At 72.6% G+C, this 16,621-nt stretch carries 15 protein-coding genes; 6 read left to right on the top strand and 9 right to left on the bottom strand.

The annotated features are described in order from the left end of the window. Together HD597_RS26825 and HD597_RS26820 are read right to left on the bottom strand one after the other, a co-directional pair. A complete protein-coding gene (locus tag HD597_RS26825) occupies nt 1-669 on the bottom strand; it encodes an alpha/beta hydrolase (RefSeq protein ID WP_253745522.1) in 669 nt (222 codons plus the stop codon). A 124-nt stretch (nt 670-793) separates the two neighbouring features. After that, nucleotides 794-1,327 (bottom strand): TrmO family methyltransferase domain-containing protein, encoded by a 534-nt coding sequence (locus HD597_RS26820; RefSeq protein WP_253745520.1) that lies wholly within the window; start codon nt 1,325-1,327, stop codon nt 794-796. A 224-nt stretch (nt 1,328-1,551) separates the two neighbouring features. On the opposite strand from HD597_RS26820, the gene HD597_RS26815 reads away from it, so the two are divergent. The 6 genes from HD597_RS26815 (at nt 1,552) to HD597_RS26790 (ending at nt 7,265) form a co-directional block, all read left to right on the top strand. After that, nucleotides 1,552-2,514 carry an alpha/beta fold hydrolase gene (locus tag HD597_RS26815; protein ID WP_253745519.1) on the top strand — a complete coding sequence of 321 codons (963 nt, stop codon included), beginning with the start codon at nt 1,552-1,554 and terminating at the stop codon, nt 2,512-2,514. Between the two features lie 12 nt (nt 2,515-2,526). Next, on the top strand, nt 2,527-2,853 hold the full coding sequence (locus HD597_RS26810) for a substrate-binding domain-containing protein (protein ID WP_308210975.1): 327 nt from the start codon (nt 2,527-2,529) through the stop codon (nt 2,851-2,853). Nucleotides 2,854-2,943: 90 nt separating this feature from the next. After that, entirely contained in the window at nt 2,944-3,348 is a 405-nt protein-coding gene (locus HD597_RS26805; protein ID WP_253745516.1) for a YbaB/EbfC family nucleoid-associated protein, read from the top strand. Continuing rightward, nucleotides 3,341-3,706 carry a hypothetical protein gene (locus HD597_RS26800; protein ID WP_253745514.1) on the top strand — a complete coding sequence of 122 codons (366 nt, stop codon included), beginning with the start codon at nt 3,341-3,343 and terminating at the stop codon, nt 3,704-3,706. The genes HD597_RS26805 and HD597_RS26800 overlap by 8 nt, the downstream gene beginning before the upstream one ends. A gap of 6 nt (nt 3,707-3,712) precedes the next feature. Continuing rightward, nucleotides 3,713-6,877 (top strand): ADP-ribosyltransferase, encoded by a 3,165-nt coding sequence (locus HD597_RS26795; RefSeq protein ID WP_253745512.1) that lies wholly within the window; start codon nt 3,713-3,715, stop codon nt 6,875-6,877. 49 nt (nt 6,878-6,926) lie between these two features. Further along, nucleotides 6,927-7,265, top strand: a complete 339-nt coding sequence (locus HD597_RS26790) for a hypothetical protein (protein ID WP_253745510.1) — start codon at nt 6,927-6,929, stop codon at nt 7,263-7,265. Here HD597_RS26790 and HD597_RS66930 read toward each other — a convergent pair. From HD597_RS66930 to HD597_RS26760, 7 genes are all read right to left on the bottom strand, one after another. Next, nucleotides 7,232-7,681, bottom strand: a complete 450-nt coding sequence (locus HD597_RS66930) for a 2OG-Fe(II) oxygenase family protein (protein WP_372513626.1) — start codon at nt 7,679-7,681, stop codon at nt 7,232-7,234. The genes HD597_RS26790 and HD597_RS66930 overlap by 34 nt on opposite strands. A gap of 427 nt (nt 7,682-8,108) precedes the next feature. Beyond that, nucleotides 8,109-10,217, bottom strand: a complete 2,109-nt coding sequence (locus HD597_RS26785; protein WP_253745506.1) for a golvesin C-terminal-like domain-containing protein — start codon at nt 10,215-10,217, stop codon at nt 8,109-8,111. A gap of 3 nt (nt 10,218-10,220) precedes the next feature. Next, nucleotides 10,221-11,147 (bottom strand): dihydrodipicolinate synthase family protein, encoded by a 927-nt coding sequence (locus HD597_RS26780; RefSeq protein ID WP_253745500.1) that lies wholly within the window; start codon nt 11,145-11,147, stop codon nt 10,221-10,223. Continuing rightward, nucleotides 11,147-12,760, bottom strand: a complete 1,614-nt coding sequence (locus tag HD597_RS26775) for an FAD-dependent oxidoreductase (protein ID WP_253745499.1) — start codon at nt 12,758-12,760, stop codon at nt 11,147-11,149. The genes HD597_RS26780 and HD597_RS26775 overlap by 1 nt, the downstream gene beginning before the upstream one ends. Continuing rightward, nucleotides 12,757-14,838 (bottom strand): MGH1-like glycoside hydrolase domain-containing protein, encoded by a 2,082-nt coding sequence (locus HD597_RS26770; RefSeq protein WP_253745497.1) that lies wholly within the window; start codon nt 14,836-14,838, stop codon nt 12,757-12,759. The genes HD597_RS26775 and HD597_RS26770 overlap by 4 nt, the downstream gene beginning before the upstream one ends. Beyond that, nucleotides 14,835-15,602, bottom strand: coding sequence for an ATP-binding cassette domain-containing protein (locus HD597_RS26765; RefSeq protein WP_253745496.1), 768 nt, complete (start codon nt 15,600-15,602; stop codon nt 14,835-14,837). The genes HD597_RS26770 and HD597_RS26765 overlap by 4 nt, the downstream gene beginning before the upstream one ends. Continuing rightward, entirely contained in the window at nt 15,599-16,618 is a 1,020-nt protein-coding gene (locus HD597_RS26760; protein ID WP_253745492.1) for an ABC transporter ATP-binding protein, read from the bottom strand. The genes HD597_RS26765 and HD597_RS26760 overlap by 4 nt, the downstream gene beginning before the upstream one ends. Nucleotides 16,619-16,621: the final 3 nt, after the last annotated feature.

Genomic DNA, 16,621 nt, shown 5'->3' with positions numbered 1-16,621 from the left:
TCACTCCTCGTGCCCGTTATCCCAGATGTCCCCGTACTGCTCATGAGTGTCCAATGTAGATCTTGTGGTGAGAGTCCGGTTGAGGAAGCCGGCCACTGCCGCCGTGTCGAGCGGGAGGCGGGGTGGAGCTCTCCCGGCCGCCCCACCACGGGGATGTAGTACGGCCGCAGCCCCAGCCTGCCCCGCAGCGCGTCCCAGACGATCGCGCCCCAGCGCTCTCAGCGTCTCACCGGTCGACCGTCCCTCGACCTTCTTCGGGAACCCGTTGAACGGGATCTGCGCCACCACGGCCGCGATGCGGGGACCGTCCGCGGCCACGGTGGTCACGTGGGCGCCGCCCAGCGAGTTGCCCCACAGCAGCACCTTGCCGGGGTCGGCCCGCTCGTCCTCCCGGGCGAAGGCCAGGGCAGCGCGCACGTCGGCGAGCTGGCCGCCGATGTCGGGAACCTGGCGGGGCTCGCCGTCGCTCTCGTCGAAGCCGCGGTGGTCGAAGACCAGCGCCGCGAACCCCTCGGCGGCGAAGCGCTCGCCGTGGTCGAAGAGCCGGTCCATCGTCTCGCTGAAGCCGTGGCAGAGCACCACGCACGGCGCCGGGCCCGAATCGGCGGGCAGGTAGAGGCAGCCGGCGCACCGGACGCCGTCAGCGGTGAAGGACACCTTGGATCGCATGCGGATCTCCCTGCGGCGGTGGGCCGACTTGGTGAGCACACTAGCCAAGAATCTGACCGTTGGTAAGTGAGATTCCTTGACCTCCAGGCGAACCATGGAGGACTTCCTCTGCTTGTTCGCCATCTCAAAATCTAGAGATCGTGAGACTTGATTCTGAGACTGAGAACGGCCGGATCAGATAAGAGGCGCGCATCAGCTCGGTCGCCCACTCCGGCTGCACCGTCTCGCCCTGCGGGCCGAACTCGGCCATGCAGGGCTTGACGTCCAGGACCGGGCTGCCGTCGATGGCGTCCAGCCCGCGTACATGGAGGTCGAGCCCATCGACGGCGAGCAGCCGGCAGCGGGAGACGCCCAGAAGGTTCGGGCGGTTCTTGCTCCGCTGGGCGAAGATGCCGGCCTTGGGCCACTCGGGGTTGTCGCGCGGGTGACGGGCCGAGGTGGTGACCGAGGCCGGGTCCACGAAGTGGAACCGGAACACCACCTCCAGATGCGAGAACGCGTCCAGCCCCGCGAGCGCGTCCGGTTCGAAACACGTCCCGTCGTTGCGGATCACCGCCTGTTCGGTGTTCCAGTCGTCGTCGAAGGCCTCGGCCCGGCCACCGACGACGCTGCCCACGGGCTCCAAAGTGATCGCCTGCACGGCAGTTCCCCATTCCACTCGTATGTCTCCCGGGCTGATCATGACCGTACGGCCCGGCGATCCCGGCCGAATCAGTCAGGGCGACTGGAGTCCTTCGAAGCCGCGACCGGCCGCTTAGGTACGGGCTGAGCCTCACACGCCGGGCCGGCCCGGCGTGTGAGGCAGGTCACCGTCGCGGCTGTCACACCGGCCGGCCCTCGCCCGTCCTCGCTGCGTCGAATTTCCCACCACCAGGAGCGATCATGGTGCACCTCGCAGAGACACCCGAACGGCTCGTCCGCCGGCGACCTGGGCGCCGCTGGCCGCGGTGGGCGGCGGTCGCAGTCGCGTTGCTGGTGGCCGTGACGCTGTTCGGCGCGTACGGCTGGCAACCGGCGGCCGTGGACGGCCACCGCTCGGCGTACGAGGGCGGCTACCTCGACACGCCCCAGGCGCGGTTCCACTACAGCAAGACGGGCAGCGGCTCCCCGGTGGTGCTGGTGGCGGGCGGGGCGCAGTGGCTCTACTCCTACCGGGACACGATTCCGGAGCTGGCGCGTGAGCACACCGTGTACGCCGTCGATCTGCCCGGACAGGGATACACCACCGTCAAGGGTGAATTCGCCTACGACATCCCGGCCATGGCCCAGGCGCTCGGGTCGTTCCTGGACGCGGCAGGGCTGAGCACGGTCTCCCTGGTCGGGCACTCCTGGGGAGGCGCCTGGTCGCTGTACTACGCCGAGCACAACCCGGCCCGCGTCGACCGGCTCGTCCTGCTCGACTCCCCGGGCCTGGACAAGCCGCTCGCCTCGCAGACGGCGCTGTTCTCCGTGCCGGTCGTGGGGGAGCTGGCCGTCAAGCTGATGGGCCGCGCCGACTTCGAGAAGAGCCTGCGCACCGCCTTCGCCCACCAGGACCGCGTCACCGCCGAAACCGTGGACGAGACCTGGCACTGGATGTCACGCCCGGACAAGCGAGAGGCGTTCGTGAGCCTCGTCCGGACCCAGGACTACAAGGCGACGGACGCCGGGCTCGCCCGCCTCCGCGCCCGTACCCTCGTGATCTGGGGACAGGCCGACCAGTGGCTCCCGGCCGCGTACGCGCAGGAGTACGGCCGGCGCATCCCCGGCGCCACAGTGAAGATCGTCCCCGGGGCCGGGCACAACGTCCACGAAGACGCCCCCGAACAGGTCAACCCGCTCCTCACCGCCTTCCTCAAGGCCTGACCGGAGCCGGGACTGCTGGATGACGGCTCCAGCGCCCGCGAGCTCGGCCGGCGGGTGCCCGAGGACCTGGCGATCGTCGGCTTCGACGACGTGGACGCCGCCTCGGCCACCACCCCGGCGCTCACCACCGTGCGGGTCCCCGTCGCCGAACAGGCGCTGGCGCCGGCCCGGCTGCTGCTGTCCCGCCTGGAGGGCCGCCACACGACGTCCGCGGTGCTGCCCACCCGGCTCGTCGTGCGCGACTCGGCCCAGCCTGCCGGACGCCGCGGCCCGAACATCGCCCGCCGGCTCGTTCGCGTTGTGGTGATCTTGGTGAACGACCAGGAACAAGATCATTAAATCTGGGAGATGATGCCGAGAAAGCGCGGAAATGCCGGATATCGTCCCTTTGCACGTCGGGTGCTCAGAGGGGGACGGGAGGCGAGCTCGTTGAGCGACGAGTTCCGGCAGGCCATCGAGGAGATGGCCGCGGAGTACAACCAGCACGCCGCCCGGCTGCGAGAGGCGTACGGCAAGCTGTCCGAGATGACGGTGACCGCCGAGTCCGACGACCGCCTGGTCACCGTGACCGTGGGCCCTCGTGGGCAGGTGCAGGGCATCGAGCTGGACCCGCGGGTGTACCGCAAGCTCTCCCCGTCCGAGCTCGCCCAAGCGATCATAGAGCAGATCGGCGCCGCCACGGGTGAGGTGGGCAGGCGGACGAAGGAGCTCATCGAGCCGTTCGTGCCGAAGGACCTGCCCTTCGAGGACCTTTACGGCGAGGGCGCGAGCTTCGAGTCCTTCCTGCCGCAGCCCGTGCAGCCGCCCTCGCGCGATCAGGGCGCACATGGGTAGTGGCCGCGCCGGGGGGTACCACGTCGCGTGGCAGGCCCTGCGGGCCGGGTCCACGCGCGCCGAGGGCAACGTGGACTACCTGGTCGAGGAGCGCGACTTCCTGCTGAACGTCTTCGACCGCGAGGGGAACCCGCTGGGGCAGGACCAGTACGGCCTGGAGCTCGAGCGGAAACTCCCCGGGATCAGGGAGAGCGTCTTCGGCTCCTTCGACTCCTACATCGAGGAGATGGAGTACCTCGGCGACGGGCTGTCGGGCAACGCGCGCAACTACGAGGACGCCGAGGACACGTGGGGTTCGCCGGAGGACGGCGGGCTGCCCTCCTCGGAGGTCCCGGCACTGCCGTCCGACGGCTGGTGACCTTTCATGGGGTTCGACGGCTTTCTGGTGCCTGACTGGGCCAAACCGTACGTCGGCTATGCCGTCGGCATGGACTGGCCGGAAGGCGACGAGGACGGTTGCTTCCGGCTGGCCGACGCGTGTGCGGCCAGCGCGAAGAACGTGAGCCTCTACGGCGGGATCGGCGGCGTCTCGCAACTGGGCGACGACTGGGACGGCGACGCCCTGGAGGCGTTCCTCGAGCACGCCCGCAGCGTCGCGGACCCCGTCCTGGCGCGGTTGGTCATGCAGCTCGTCCAGTCCGCGATCGACTTCAACGAACTCGGGGTCCAGGTCCAGTACACCAAGCGGATGATCGAGGTCTCCGTCTGGTTCCTGATCTTCCAGATCGGCTGGCTGCTGGCCATGGCCTTCGGGCCGTGGGGCGGGCTCTCCCTCGCTCTCATCGGAAGCCGGGTGCAGCTCACCCGGCTGGTCATCGCGCAGCTGGGCAAGCGGCTGCTCGTCAACGTCGGCCTGTTCGGCGCCCTGCTGGCCGGCATGGACCTGGCCGTGCAGGCCTCGCAGGCGCGGCGGGACCATCTCGACTGGGAGCAGATCATGACGTCCGCCGGGACGGGCGCCGCGCTGGGCGGCTTCCTGACGGTCTTCACCGGGCTCTGGCCCGCCAGGTCGATGTGGGGGCTGATGTTCCGGTCGGGGCTGGCCAGCGGCGCGACAGACCTGACGTTCCAGCTCGCCGGCGGGGAGCCCCTCGATCCTGAACGGCTGCTGAAGAACTTCACCTCGGGCGTCGTGGGCGGCGCCGACGCGCACTGGGCGAGCTGGTCACCCGGCTCGCACCTCGACGGCGGTGGCGCCGCGCCCGGCTCGCCCGCTCATCCCGCCTCTTCTGGCAGCGGCCACAGCTCCCTCGGGGGTGGGTCACACCCGGCTTCCACCGGGCACGGCTCCCCCTACGGGACCGGGAGCCACTCGACGTCCACGTCGCCGCCCTCGAACGTCACGTCCCTGGCGTCCTCGTGGGTCCAGCATGCCGATCAGTCCAGCCCGTCGCCTCCGGTGACCATGACGGATCCGGGGCCCGCAGGCCGGTCGGGCACGGACGCTGTCCCCGCACCGGCCGTGGTCAACCGCCTGCCGCCGGACACCGCCGCACGCGCGGACGGCGGCGCAGGCCCGTACTCAGGTCTGGGGAACAAGCAGGACGTCATCCCCGCCAAGCTGGGACGCAGCATCGACTCGATGATCAACAGCACTGCGACGGCGGACGCGCCCAGTACGGCGAGATCGAGCGCCGGGACGGTGGACGCGCCCAGTACGGCGAGACCGGGCGCCGGGACGGTGGACGCGCCCGGCGCGCCCAGACCGGCCGAGAACGGTCCGGCCAGCGCGAAGCCGGCCGGCCTCGGCCCGCCGTCCCTGTCGGCCCAGGCGACGCCGCTGTCGGTCCCGCACCAGCCTGCTGCCTCCGGCGCGGCGCCTCTCGGCGACGCCAAGCTCGACCCGCACCCCTCCTCCGGCCATCCGGCCGCAACGCTCGACGCGAACCAGGCCGCACGCTCCGAGGACGCGACCGCGCCGGCCGCCCGGCAGTCCGACGGCCCGGGGGACTCCTCCTCTCCCGCGCGTGCCGCCGCCGAGCAGCCGGGCCCGTTCCAGATCCTCGACAACCCCGGCAGGTCGGGCGACGGCTATGTGCCGTCGGGACACTGGGGCAAGTACGGTGCCGCCGGCGTGCTGATCAGGGCCATCGACAAGTGGGGAGTGCCGCGTTACCTCCTCATGCAACAGAGCCAGCACGTCTCGAACGCCGGCAAGTGGCAGCTGCCCGGAGGCGCCCTCGACAGCCTGGAGACCCCCGTTCAGGGGGCCGCCCGCGAGATCAGCGAAGAGCTCGGCGTCGATCAGGCGTATCTCGACCAGCTCCAGCTCCGTGGCGAGCTGCCGGTGGAGGCCGCGAAGGGCTGGACCTACACCAACCTGGCCGCCGAGGGAAAGATGTTCACCCCGAAGCTCGACACGTTCGAGGTGGGTGCGGCCAAGTGGTTCTCCCTGGAGGATCTCGTCGGCCTGGCCAACGCGAACCAGCTTCACCCTGCTCTGGCGAAGGCGCTCCCCGACCTGGTGGCCCTGTTCCACAAGGAGACCCGGCAACCGGACTCCGGCATCGCCGGCCCCAAGCCTGAGACGGCCTCCCGGCCTGAGACGGCCTCGGCCTCCCGGCCTGAGACGGCGAACCGGCCTGAGACGGCGCCCAGGCCGGATGCCGTCCTGAAGCGGAACGCCGGCGACGACCCCGCACCCGCGACGACCCCTCACTACACCAGCGCGGGCATGACCTCCCGGATCACCCCGCCGGTGAACTTCGGCTCGTCGCAGGTCCCCCCGCCCGGCCACCTGTTCGTCCCCGGGCAGGCGGACCCGGTCCCGGTGCCGCCCGAACCGGAGCACCCGCCGATGCAGGTGCCACCCCAGCCGGCGCAGCCGCCACTGCCCTTCTCCGGTCTCGCGGACAAGGCGGCGGCGGATCTCGCCGGAAGCACCATCCGTCAGGCCCACACCGGCCTGCTGTACACCGGGCCGGCCCTGCACGTCCCCATGGACGCGCCCTTCGGCGCCCGCGTGGTCGGCACCTCGTTCGGGCAGGCGGTCTGGGGCCAGGTCCTGGAGAGCCTGCCCAAGGGGGAGGCCGCGTCGGTCAAGCACTACTCCGACAACGGCTACACGAGCATCAACGGCCTGCTGCGTACGAGCGGGCAGCCGCACGTCAGTGGCTTCGCGATGGTGAAGAAGGGCCCCATGAGCGTCGTGGCGCTCGCGCACATCGAGAACCTGAAGAAGGCCCTGAGCCGGCAGCCGGTGCCGGAGACGATCGACGTGTTCCGGTCGGTGCGCATGCACAGGGACCTGTTCACCGTGCCGATGGAAGAGCTGCCGGGCACCGTGCAGCGAGACCCGGCCTTCCTGTCGACCAACATCGGCAAGAGCTCGGTGTGGCACTACGACGTGGTCATGCACCTGCGGGTGCCCGAAGGCACGCCCGCCCTCTACCTGGATCCGATCAGCCACCACGCGGGCGAGCGAGAGCTGCTGCTGGGCCCGGGCCGATCCTGGTTCGTCGAGGACGTGCAGCGCAGGGACCACCAGTGGCACGTCTACGGCTGGATCCTGCCCGAGGGGGCCGGATGAGCGGGAAGAGGCACAGATGTCGTTGAGGGACCAGCCACGATTCCAGACGGTGTCGAGCCCTGAGAGCTATCCGCGGACGACGTCCTCCGCCGTCCGGTACGTCCCGGTGCTGATGGGAGAGAGCGTCATCGGCTACGTGTGGGCGGCGGTGACGGACGACGCGGCCCGGTACGTCCGGCGGCTGAGCGCCGGGGAGGCCGCCGACAACGCCGCCGTCATGTGGACCAGGCGGCTGCGCTGGGCCAAGGCCAACGGCCTCACCCCCCTGCAGGCCCTGCGGCACTGGGCGGGGCAGGACGAGGACGAGCGGGCCGGCAGGGTGCCCGCGGGGGTGGAGTTCGAGCTGCCCGGCCTTCAGGAGCTGGAGGAACTGGCCGCCGTGGGATGAGGCCGTGGCGGTGTCAGAGCTGCTGCTGCTCGGACAGGTGCGGGAAGACCTTGGAGACCTTGGACAGCAGGTACTCGCCGTAGGTGCCGGTGAAGTCCACCTGGCCGTCCCAGCGGCGCCCGGGGGCGTAGGGGGGGGCGGGACCTCGCTGGGGGCGCCTCGATCCAGCCCGTGCCCGTACGGTCCTGGAGGCCGCCGTTGTCGTCCTGGAGGAGCAGGGTCGGCAGCCCGTAGTCGGTGTGCTCGCCGACGCCCCAGGTGTCGGGGTCGTCGGCAGGCCCGGGCGGATAGTGAAATATCCGGAAAAGGGCACCTGCCGCTGGCTTTCGGGTCCAGGCGGCTGGCCGCTGACAGCAAGTACTGAGTTCCTCTGGCGAGTAGAGGTAGGGGGCGAGGCTGCGGTAGTGGCAGGGCATGAGCGCGACCGGCGGCACTTCGGTGGCCGGATCCAGGGCGCCGTAGTGCCGGGCAGAGCACCGCACGACCGACAGGCGGTGATTCCAGCGGGCCGGGTTCACCCCCCGGGCCGAGTGCGGATCGCGCAGGCGACGGTCAGGCCCCCGGGTGATGCTCTCCACCCCGGCCGCCTCGAGGTGGCGACGAAGTTCGAGAGCGTCTTGCCCTGACCGACCAGGGCGAACCCGAGCGCCCGCCGCATGGCCAGGTGCGGCTCGGCGGCCCGCCGCAGGGTGCCCCTAACACATCACCGGGCCAAGGTCTGGCCAGGCCCGTAGCCGGTTCCGGTCGACCTTGGCATCGATCGACGTGGACAGTGCGCTGCGGTGGCGCAAGACCTGGGTCCTGTACGGCCTGCGGGCGAAGTGCCGCGCAGGCCGCCGAGCGTCAGGATGTGCGGCGCAGCCGGACGGCGTCGGCGATGACGTACCCGTCCGCCGCGTTGCTCAGCCCGATCGTGGTCACCCCCTCGGTCATGCCGAACGTGCCGAGCGACACCCACGAGCCGCCGCGCGGCTCCGTCACCCCGGCCTGGCGCTGGTCGACCCGCACGGTCTCGGTTCCGCCCGCGTGGGCGACGGTGAAGGGCGCGTTGCTCGCCCGGTTCTCGTGCGCGGTGTGCGAGGCCTGCACCTCGTACGTCCCGTCGCGCGGCACCACCAGGCGCCACTGGACGGCCGAGCCGCCCGTCCCCGCGGGCGCCGAGCGGTAGTTGCCGCCCCGGTAGCCGGTCACGCCCGTCGCCGCCGACCAGGTGCCGCTGAGCACCTGGTAGCCGAGCTCGTCGTTGTCCACCACCACCTCGTCGGACACGTCGGGCCGCGACGGCGCCTCGATCAGGCTGAGCGTGTCCAGCGAGACCGTCCGGCCGCCCCCGCGGCCGGGTCCGGAGGCGGTGAACCGGACCTTGTGCCGGCCGGGCAGCAGCGTCAGCTCGCCGAGCGCGGCGACGTCGTAGCCGTCGGCCCGGTCCGCCGTGGTGTCCAGCACCGCGGTCCGGGCCCGGCGGCCGTCCACGGTGACGGTGACCAGGCCGCCGTCCGCGGAGCGGAAGTACCGCAGCAGCAGCTCGTACGTGCCCGCCTTCGGCACGACCACGGTGTACTCCACGTAGGCACCGGTCTCGGACGAGGCGAACACGGCGCGGCTCCCCTCGCGGGCCACGGGGTCGGCGATGGTGGACATCGTGCCGCCGGTCGCGGCGGCGCCGGTGGCCAGGCCGACCACGCGCTCGTGGTGGCGGGGGCCCGTACGCAGGCTGTCGCGGCCCCCGGTCAGCCATTCGAGGGAGAAGCGGCAGGCCACCACCCGGCGCGGGAAGCTCGCGTTCTCGCCGTCACAGCCGTAGATCAGCAGAATCGTGCCGTCGGACAGGCGGCCCAGCTCCGAGTAGTACGACCGGCCAGGATTGATCACCCGGCTGTAGCGGAACGAGTGTGCCTCGTCGTAGCTCACCGAGACCGTCATGTTGGTCCGCACCGGCGAGTCGGGACGGCTGAACAACACCCGGTCGGGCTCGCGGCTGCCCGGCCCGCCGGTGTAGCGCAGGATGCTCGCGTCCACGGCGTTGAACGTGCCGGTGGAGCCGTCCAGACGGGGCGGCGCCCAGGTCAGCCCCCGGTCGGAGCTGACCGACACGATCCGCTGCCGGTTGCCGCCCGCCGCGGCGCGGCCGTTGAGCAGCACCGTCCCGTCGGAACGCTGGATCACCCTGGCCTCGTTGATCGGGTAGGCCGTGGAGACCGGCACCTCGGCGGTGGCCTGCCAGGTCCGGCCGTGGTCGTCGCTGTAGATGGAGGCCACGCCGTAATACCGCTGCTCGACGGTGTTGCCGACGATCACCCGGCGGTGGGAGCAGTTGAGCAGCAGCCGGCCGTTGTCGAGCTGGATGCCGTGGCCGGGCCCGGGGCCGTGCAACGCCCAGTCGTACGGGAAGTGGTCGAACAGGCCGGACATCTCACGCGGCTCGCTCCAGGTCAGGCCGCCGTCCGCGCTGGAGATCAGGTAGAGGTCACCCTTGTCGCCTGAGCAGCTCGTGTTCTCCGGCAGCCGCAGCGACAACATGTAGAACAGGAACACGCCGCCGGTGGTGCGATCGACGACGAGCGCCGGGTTGCCCCACGACTGGCCGTCCACGGAGGCGACCAGCGTGCGCGTGGCCTCCCAGGTGTCGCCGCCGTCCGGGCTGCGGCGCAGCACCAGGTCCCTGGGGCCGGCGTCGCACACCTCGTGCCGGCCCTCCGTGACGACGAGGATGCTGTCGTCCGGCAGCACTGCCAGGCCGTGGACGTGGTAGCTCTGCAGGGGATCCACGGTGTTGTCCCACAACGTGGTCTCGTCGAACGAGACCGCCGTCCGCCGGGACGCTGCCGTGCTCGCCGTCGCGCTCGCCGGTAGGGCGGGAGCGAGGGCGACGGACAGGGACGCCGCGGCGACGCCCTTGCCGAACGTCCTGCGGCCGATGCCGCCGGCGTCCTGGGGATGAGATGGTGCCACGTGCTACCTCCGGGGGGTCAAAGGCAAGAGCTGGGCTTCGTCGCCGGTGAGCAGGGTGATCAGGTCGCGCCGTTCCGCCTCGGTGCACGGCACGAGCGGCGCGGCCACGTACGGGGGGCACAGCCCGCGCTCGTCGAGCAGCGCCTTGATCGCGGGCACTCCCGGCCGCACCGAGTGCAGGGCGAGCAGCCGGTCGAGCAGCCGCTGCGCCTCCTCGGCGTCGCCGTCCCGGCCGCTCTCGTGCGCGGCGACCAACTCGACGGCGGGCCCGGGCGCGAGGTTCGCGATGCCGGGGACGATGCCGTCCGCGCCGAGGCGCAGCGCCGCGAGCAACTGGGTCTCCGCCCCCTGGCTGACGCCGAAGTCGGAGCGGCGCCCGGCGGCGGAGACGATGTGGCGCATCAGGTCCAGGTCGCCGGAGCTGTCCTTGATGCCGATCACGTGCGGCATGCCCACCAGCCGGTCGATCAGGGCGGGGCCGAGCGGGTTGCTGTAGCGCGGCGCGTTGTAGGCGACCACCGGGACGCCGAGGCCGGCCAGGGCCTCGTAGTGGGCGGTGACCTCGTCGTCGCGGTGCCGGAAGTAGATCGGCGGGCTCAGCACGAGCGCGTCCGGCCGGGCCTGCGCGACCGCCGCCGCGCGCTCCAGCGCCTCGGCGGTGCCGGCCGCCGTGACGTTGCACAACACCGGCCCGCCGGTGAGCTCCCGCCACTGCGCGGCCACGCCGGTGGCGAACCCGGCAAGGGCCGAGACCGGCAGCAGCGGGCCCTCGCCGTTGCTGCCGAACAACATCAGGCTGCGCGCACCCGCCGCCGCCAGCGCCTGGAGCAGCCCTTTCGCCGCGTCCGCGGACGGGACGCCGGGCTCGCTCATCGGGGTGACGAGCGGGATCATCACGCCGCCGAGCAGGCGGCGGCCGTCGGAGGCCATCAGTATCCCTTGATCTCGGGCCAGGCCAGCTCGACGCCGTCGGCGGCCAGCTCGCCCTGGAAGGCCGCCAGCCGCGCGCCGTCGGCGTGCACCTGCTCGGGCTCCAGCCCGCGCTCCAGGCAGTGGGCGGCCAGCGCCCCGGCGACCTCGCCGATGTTCCACTCGACCGGGTGCAGGCGGTAGCAGCCGTTGGTGATGTGGGTGGTGCCGATGTTCTTGCCCGCCGGCAGCAGGTTGCGCAGCCGGACCGGCAGGAGCGCGCCGAGCGGGATCTGGAACGGGGAGCTGGCGACGTCGATGTAGGTGTCGCCGCCGGTGGAGGGATGCAGGTCGATGCGGTACATGCCGATCCCGACCGTGTCGGGGTAGGCGACCGCGCCGGCCTCGCCGCGCACCGCCAGCGACAGGTCCTGCTCGACGATGCGGTAGCGGGCCTGGATGCGCCGGGACTCGCGGATGTAGGGCGCCTTGGCCAGCCCGTCGGCGGTGCCCATCACGTCGCCGCGCAGCCGCAGCCCCGGCCAGCCGGTGCCGCCGTCCTGACGGGGCGCCTCGGTCTGGAGCCAGTAGAGCATGCTCAGGCTCAGCTCGCGGGCGCCGGCCAGGTGCTTGTCGCGCTCCTCGTCGCTGACGCCGATCAGCGGGCCCGGCAGGTAGTCGATCATCGGCCAGTTGACGATCGTGACGTCGCTGGCGGCGAACCCCGGCCTGAACAGGTGCCGGGACAACACCCGGCGGAACGCCCACAACTCCTTGTCCCCCGGATCGGCGCGCTGGTCGGCGACGAACGGCACCGGGTCCGGGTTCGGGACGAAGCCGCGGCGCACCGTCTCCAGCGTCCTCGGGTCGGGCGCGCTCAGGCTGAGCAGCGGGTTCGGCCACTTCGGCGGCTGGTAGCGGGCCCAGTCCGCGTAGCCGGCGGGCCGGTCGATCGTGTGGTCCTCACCGGCCCGGTGCTCGATCGCGAACACCCAGGAGAACGCCTGCATGTTGTCCGGCTGTGCTTCGTCGGGGGCGCTCGGCTCGCCGGTGTCGTGCCGGGACTCGAAGCCGGTGACGTGCTCGGCGCCGGTCAGCGGCAGCAGCTCGCCCAGCTCGGTGGCGTCCAGCACGTACGACGCCGTCACCTCCAGCCGGTGCCCCTCCGCCGACTCGACGGTGACGGCGTGCACCCGGTCGCCGTCCACGGTGGCGCCGACGACCCTGTGGCCGTACAGGACGCGCAGCCGGCCCGCCGACACGTACGGCGCGACCATGGCGTGGACCACGGCGGCGGCGACCTTGGGCTCGTGGCACAACCGCGAGACCCGTCCCTCGCCAGGGTTGAGGTCGGGGCGGGCGCGGGCCTCCTCGGTCAGCGGATACCAGGTGCGGTAGTACGCCCGGATCGCGTCGCGCAGCCCCCGGTAGGAGCGGGTGCAGCCGAACTGCTCGATCCAGGTGTGCTCGTCCGGCGGCACTCCCTGGCTGGTGAGCTGCCCGCCGATCCAGTCGGTCTCCTCGACCATGAGCACGGACCGGCCCCTGCGCAGCGCCGCCAGCGCGGCGGCGACTCCGCCGAGCCCGCCGCCTGCCACGAGGATGTCGGCCTTCGTCTCGGATTCCCTTGTCACGCGGGCGTTCCCCCATCGTTGTCGTGTCGGTCGTCGCGGGATAGTCGAAAGCGCACCGGCTCCGCGGAGACGGGCACCCGCACGGGGGCGCCGTCTCCGGGCGGGCTGACGCGGAGGTCGCCGGTGCCGTGGGCGATGCCGGTGACCTCCTCCGCGGTGCGCCGGTAGGCGGTGACGACGACGCCCGGCGCGGCGTCGAGCAGCGGGCGGCCGTCGAGCGTCACGCTCAGCCGGTCGCCGGCGGTCACCGCGAGCCGGCCGTCGCCGAGCGGCAGCCCGGCCAGCTCCGCGGGCTCGCCCGGGTGGGCGAAGCGCCAGCCGTCCTCGCGGGCATCGGCGAGTTCGCCGTAGGCGAGGTAGGCGAGCAGGCCGCCCCAGGCCATCAGCCCGTCGGAGCGGGCCTGGAACGCGCGCACGTCCTCGCCGGAGGTGGCGGGATAGTTCTCGCGGACGTGGCTGTGCTTGTCCCATTCGGACAGGAACAGCCGCAGCAGCGGGACGACCAGCGAGCGGGCGGTGTCGTTCAGGTCGTAGCGGCGCAGGCCCTCGATCGCGAGGAACGCCATCGGCGCCCAGATCCGGCCGCGCCAGTAGGTCGCCGCGTAGCCGGGGTCGTCGCGGGCGACGCTGGGCAGCGGCGGATCGCCGCCGAGCGTCTCCGGCCGTAGGAGCCGCCCGGCCAGCTCGGCGGCCCTGCCTGGGTCCGGCATGCCGGCCAGCAGGGGGTAGAGCAGGGTCGGGGCGACGTGCGGGTCGTGGGTTCCGTCGGCGCGCAGGTTCCGGTAGCCGCCGCGGGCGGTGTCCCACAGCAGCGGGTCCGCGGCGGCCCTGGCCTCCGCGGCCTCCCGGCGCAGCCGCCGGGCCACGTCGCCTTCGCCCAGCGTGCCGGCGATCGCGGCGAGTGCCTCGGCGTCGGCGATGTGCAGCGCGACCAGGCCGACGTCGGTGAGGGCCATCGTGCGGGTGCCCGGGTCGTAGGTCACGTCGTCGTACATGGGGGAGTCGTCCAGGCCGGACTCGCGCTTCGTCCGGTCGAGCGTGGACGAGCCCGGATCGCCCTCCACCGGATCCGAGCCCCAGGCGAGCAGCCCGTGCGGGCCGCGGCGGGCTCGCGGCCACCAGTTGTGCCAGGCCAGGAGCGCCGCGAACGTCCCGCTGAGCAGTTCCCGGTCGCGGGTCCCGTCCGACAGGCCGCTCGCCAGGTACGCCTTGCGCACCGTCAGCGCCCCCACCGGGGGCTGGGAACGGTCGGCGGTGACGCCCTTGTCGTCGGACACCCGGTTGGGGATCATGCCCGCGGCGTCGGCGAAGGGCAGGATCTGACCGAAGATCTCCCGGGCGTGCTCGCGATCGACGGTGGAGGCGACCAGGCCGGTGAAGAAGGTGTCCCAGGCGTGCAGCGCCCAGGTGCCGTAGAAGCCGCGGCGGCGTTCCGCGACGAAGTCACGCGAGGTCGGGGTGAGGGCCCGGCCCAGGTCAGGGGCGTAGATCCGGTTCCAGGTGACAGCCCTGGTCGCGGCGTCGGCGGCGTCGCCCAGCCAACCGCCCGAGCGCGGCGCGCTCCGCTCCGCCCCGGCCCTGCGCTCCGCGAGCACCGCATCCACCCGCGCGCCCAGCTCCGCGCCCGCCGTGACCTCGCCCGCCGTGTCCTGGGGAGCCACGCGCAGCTCGACCTGGCCGGCGAACTCCAGCGTCAGGCCGTCCACCGGCAGAAGCTCCACGCCCTCCCGGGCGGGCCCGCCGCCGGTCTCGCGCCAGTCGAGACGCCAGCCGGCGACGGAGGCGTCCCGCCACCCGTCCACCGCCACGAGCACCCCCGCGGTCCCCTCGGCCCGCACGTACAACTCGTCGGTCGGCCCTCCGGCCATGACCAGGTGCAGCCGCCCGCCGCCCGCCTCCACGGTGACCTCGGCGTAGTCGCCTCCGACGGTGTGGTGCCCGAGCCGGACCAGCCCGTCCCGCCAGGTGAAGCCGTCGAGCGGGGCACCTGGCACGCCGAAGCGGACCCGCAGCCCGGAGGGCAGGTGCACCATGCCGGTGTGGGTGGTGACATCCCAGGTGTTCCAGCCGGCGATCATGCCTCAACTCCCAGGTCCAGCGCGGCGTCCAGCAGCGCCTGTGTGTACTCGTGCCGTGGTGCCTTGAGCACCTCGCCCGTGGGGCCTTCCTCGACGACCACGCCGCGCCGCATCACGGCGACCCGGTCGGCGATCTGGTGCACAACGCCCAGGTCGTGCGAGATGAACAGCAGCGCGAGCCGGTGGCTGCTCCGCAGGTCCACGAGCAGCCGCAGGATCTGTGCCTGGACGGACACGTCGAGAGCCGAGACCGCCTCGTCGCACACCAGCAGCCGCGGCCCGACCGCCAGCGCGCGGGCGATGCTGACCCGCTGGCACTGCCCGCCCGACAGGTCACCGGCGCGCCGCCCGGCCACGTCGGCGTCGAGCCCGACATCGGCCAGCAGCCGGTGCAGCGCCTCGGTCCGGTCGCCCTGGGGCGCGGCGGCCGGATGCGTACGCCACGCCTCGCCGATGAGGCCGGCGACCGGCATCCGCGGGTTCAGCGACGAACGCGGATCCTGGAACACCATCTGGACGGCCCGCTGCAACTCCGGCGCGCGCCGGCCGGCCGGGCCGAGCGGCTGCCCGTCGAAGGCCACCGTCCCGGAATCCGGGCGTTGCAGGCCGACCACGCAGCGGGCCACCGTGGTCTTGCCCGACCCCGACTCACCCACGACGGCGAGTGTCTCCTCCGGCGCGACCCGCAGGCTGACGCCGTCCACGGCGACCACGCCGCGCCGGCCGCCGAACGTGACGCGCAGGTCGGACACTTCGAGGCTCACGGGATGAGCACCTCCTCCGCGAAGTGACAGGCGCTCCACCGGCCCGGCGCGACCTCGCGCGTCCGCGGCACCTCCGTGCGGCACCGGTCACGGGCCAGCGGGCAGCGCGGGTGGAACGCGCACCCGGACGGCCGGTTGGCCGGTGTCGCGGGCGCCCCGGGAAGCGGGTCGGCGAGAGCCGTCCTGGTACGCACCGCGGGCACGCTCGCCACCAGGGCCCGCGTGTAGGGGTGCCCGGGACGCCGGAGCACCTCGGCGGCCCGGCCGCGTTCGGCGACGCGGCCCGCGTACATGACCACGACCTCGTCCGCGACGTGGGCGATCACCCGCAGGTCGTGGCTGACCAGCAACATCGCCAGCCCCTGCTCCTGCTGGATCGACCGGAGCAGGCGCAGGATCCTGGCCTGCACGGTGACGTCGAGCGCGGTCGTCGGCTCGTCCGCCAGCAGCAGCGACGGGTTGCCCGCCAGCGCCAGGGCGATCATGGCGCGCTGGCGCAGGCCGCCGGAGAACTCGTGCGGATAGCTGCTCATCCGCCGCTCCGGCTCCGGCACGCCGGCGCGGCCGAGCAGGTCGATCACCGTTGCGCGGACCTCGGCCCGAGGCCGTCCCGCGCGCCGCAGGATCTCACCCACCTGCCGGCCGATGGTCAGGCTGGGGTTCAGCGCGGCCAGCGGATCCTGGAAGATCATCGAGATCTGGTGGCCGCGGACCCGCCTCCAGTCGGTGCCCGGCCGCAGCAGGTCCTCCCCTCGCCACACCAGCTCGCCGCCGGTCGCCGCCCGATCGGGCAGCAGGCCGATCACCGCGAGCGCGGTCATCGTCTTGCCGCTGCCCGACTCGCCGATCAAGCCGACCGTGGTGCCCGCGGGCACGTCGAACGACACTCCGTCCACCACGCGGACGGCCCGCCCGTCACCGTCCGGACGAGGCAGGTCCACGACCAGCTCATCGACCCGCAGCAGCGGGGCCGTGTGGTCCGCGGGCCCCGGCTCGCCCGGACGTCGCGCCTTCACCCG

Origin of the sequence: Nonomuraea thailandensis (assembly GCF_024172165.1) — a bacterium.
GTDB lineage: Bacteria > Actinomycetota > Actinomycetes > Streptosporangiales > Streptosporangiaceae > Nonomuraea > Nonomuraea thailandensis.
The sequence above is the reverse complement of the archived record's forward strand: the minus strand, read 5'-3'. Positions and strand labels throughout refer to the sequence as shown.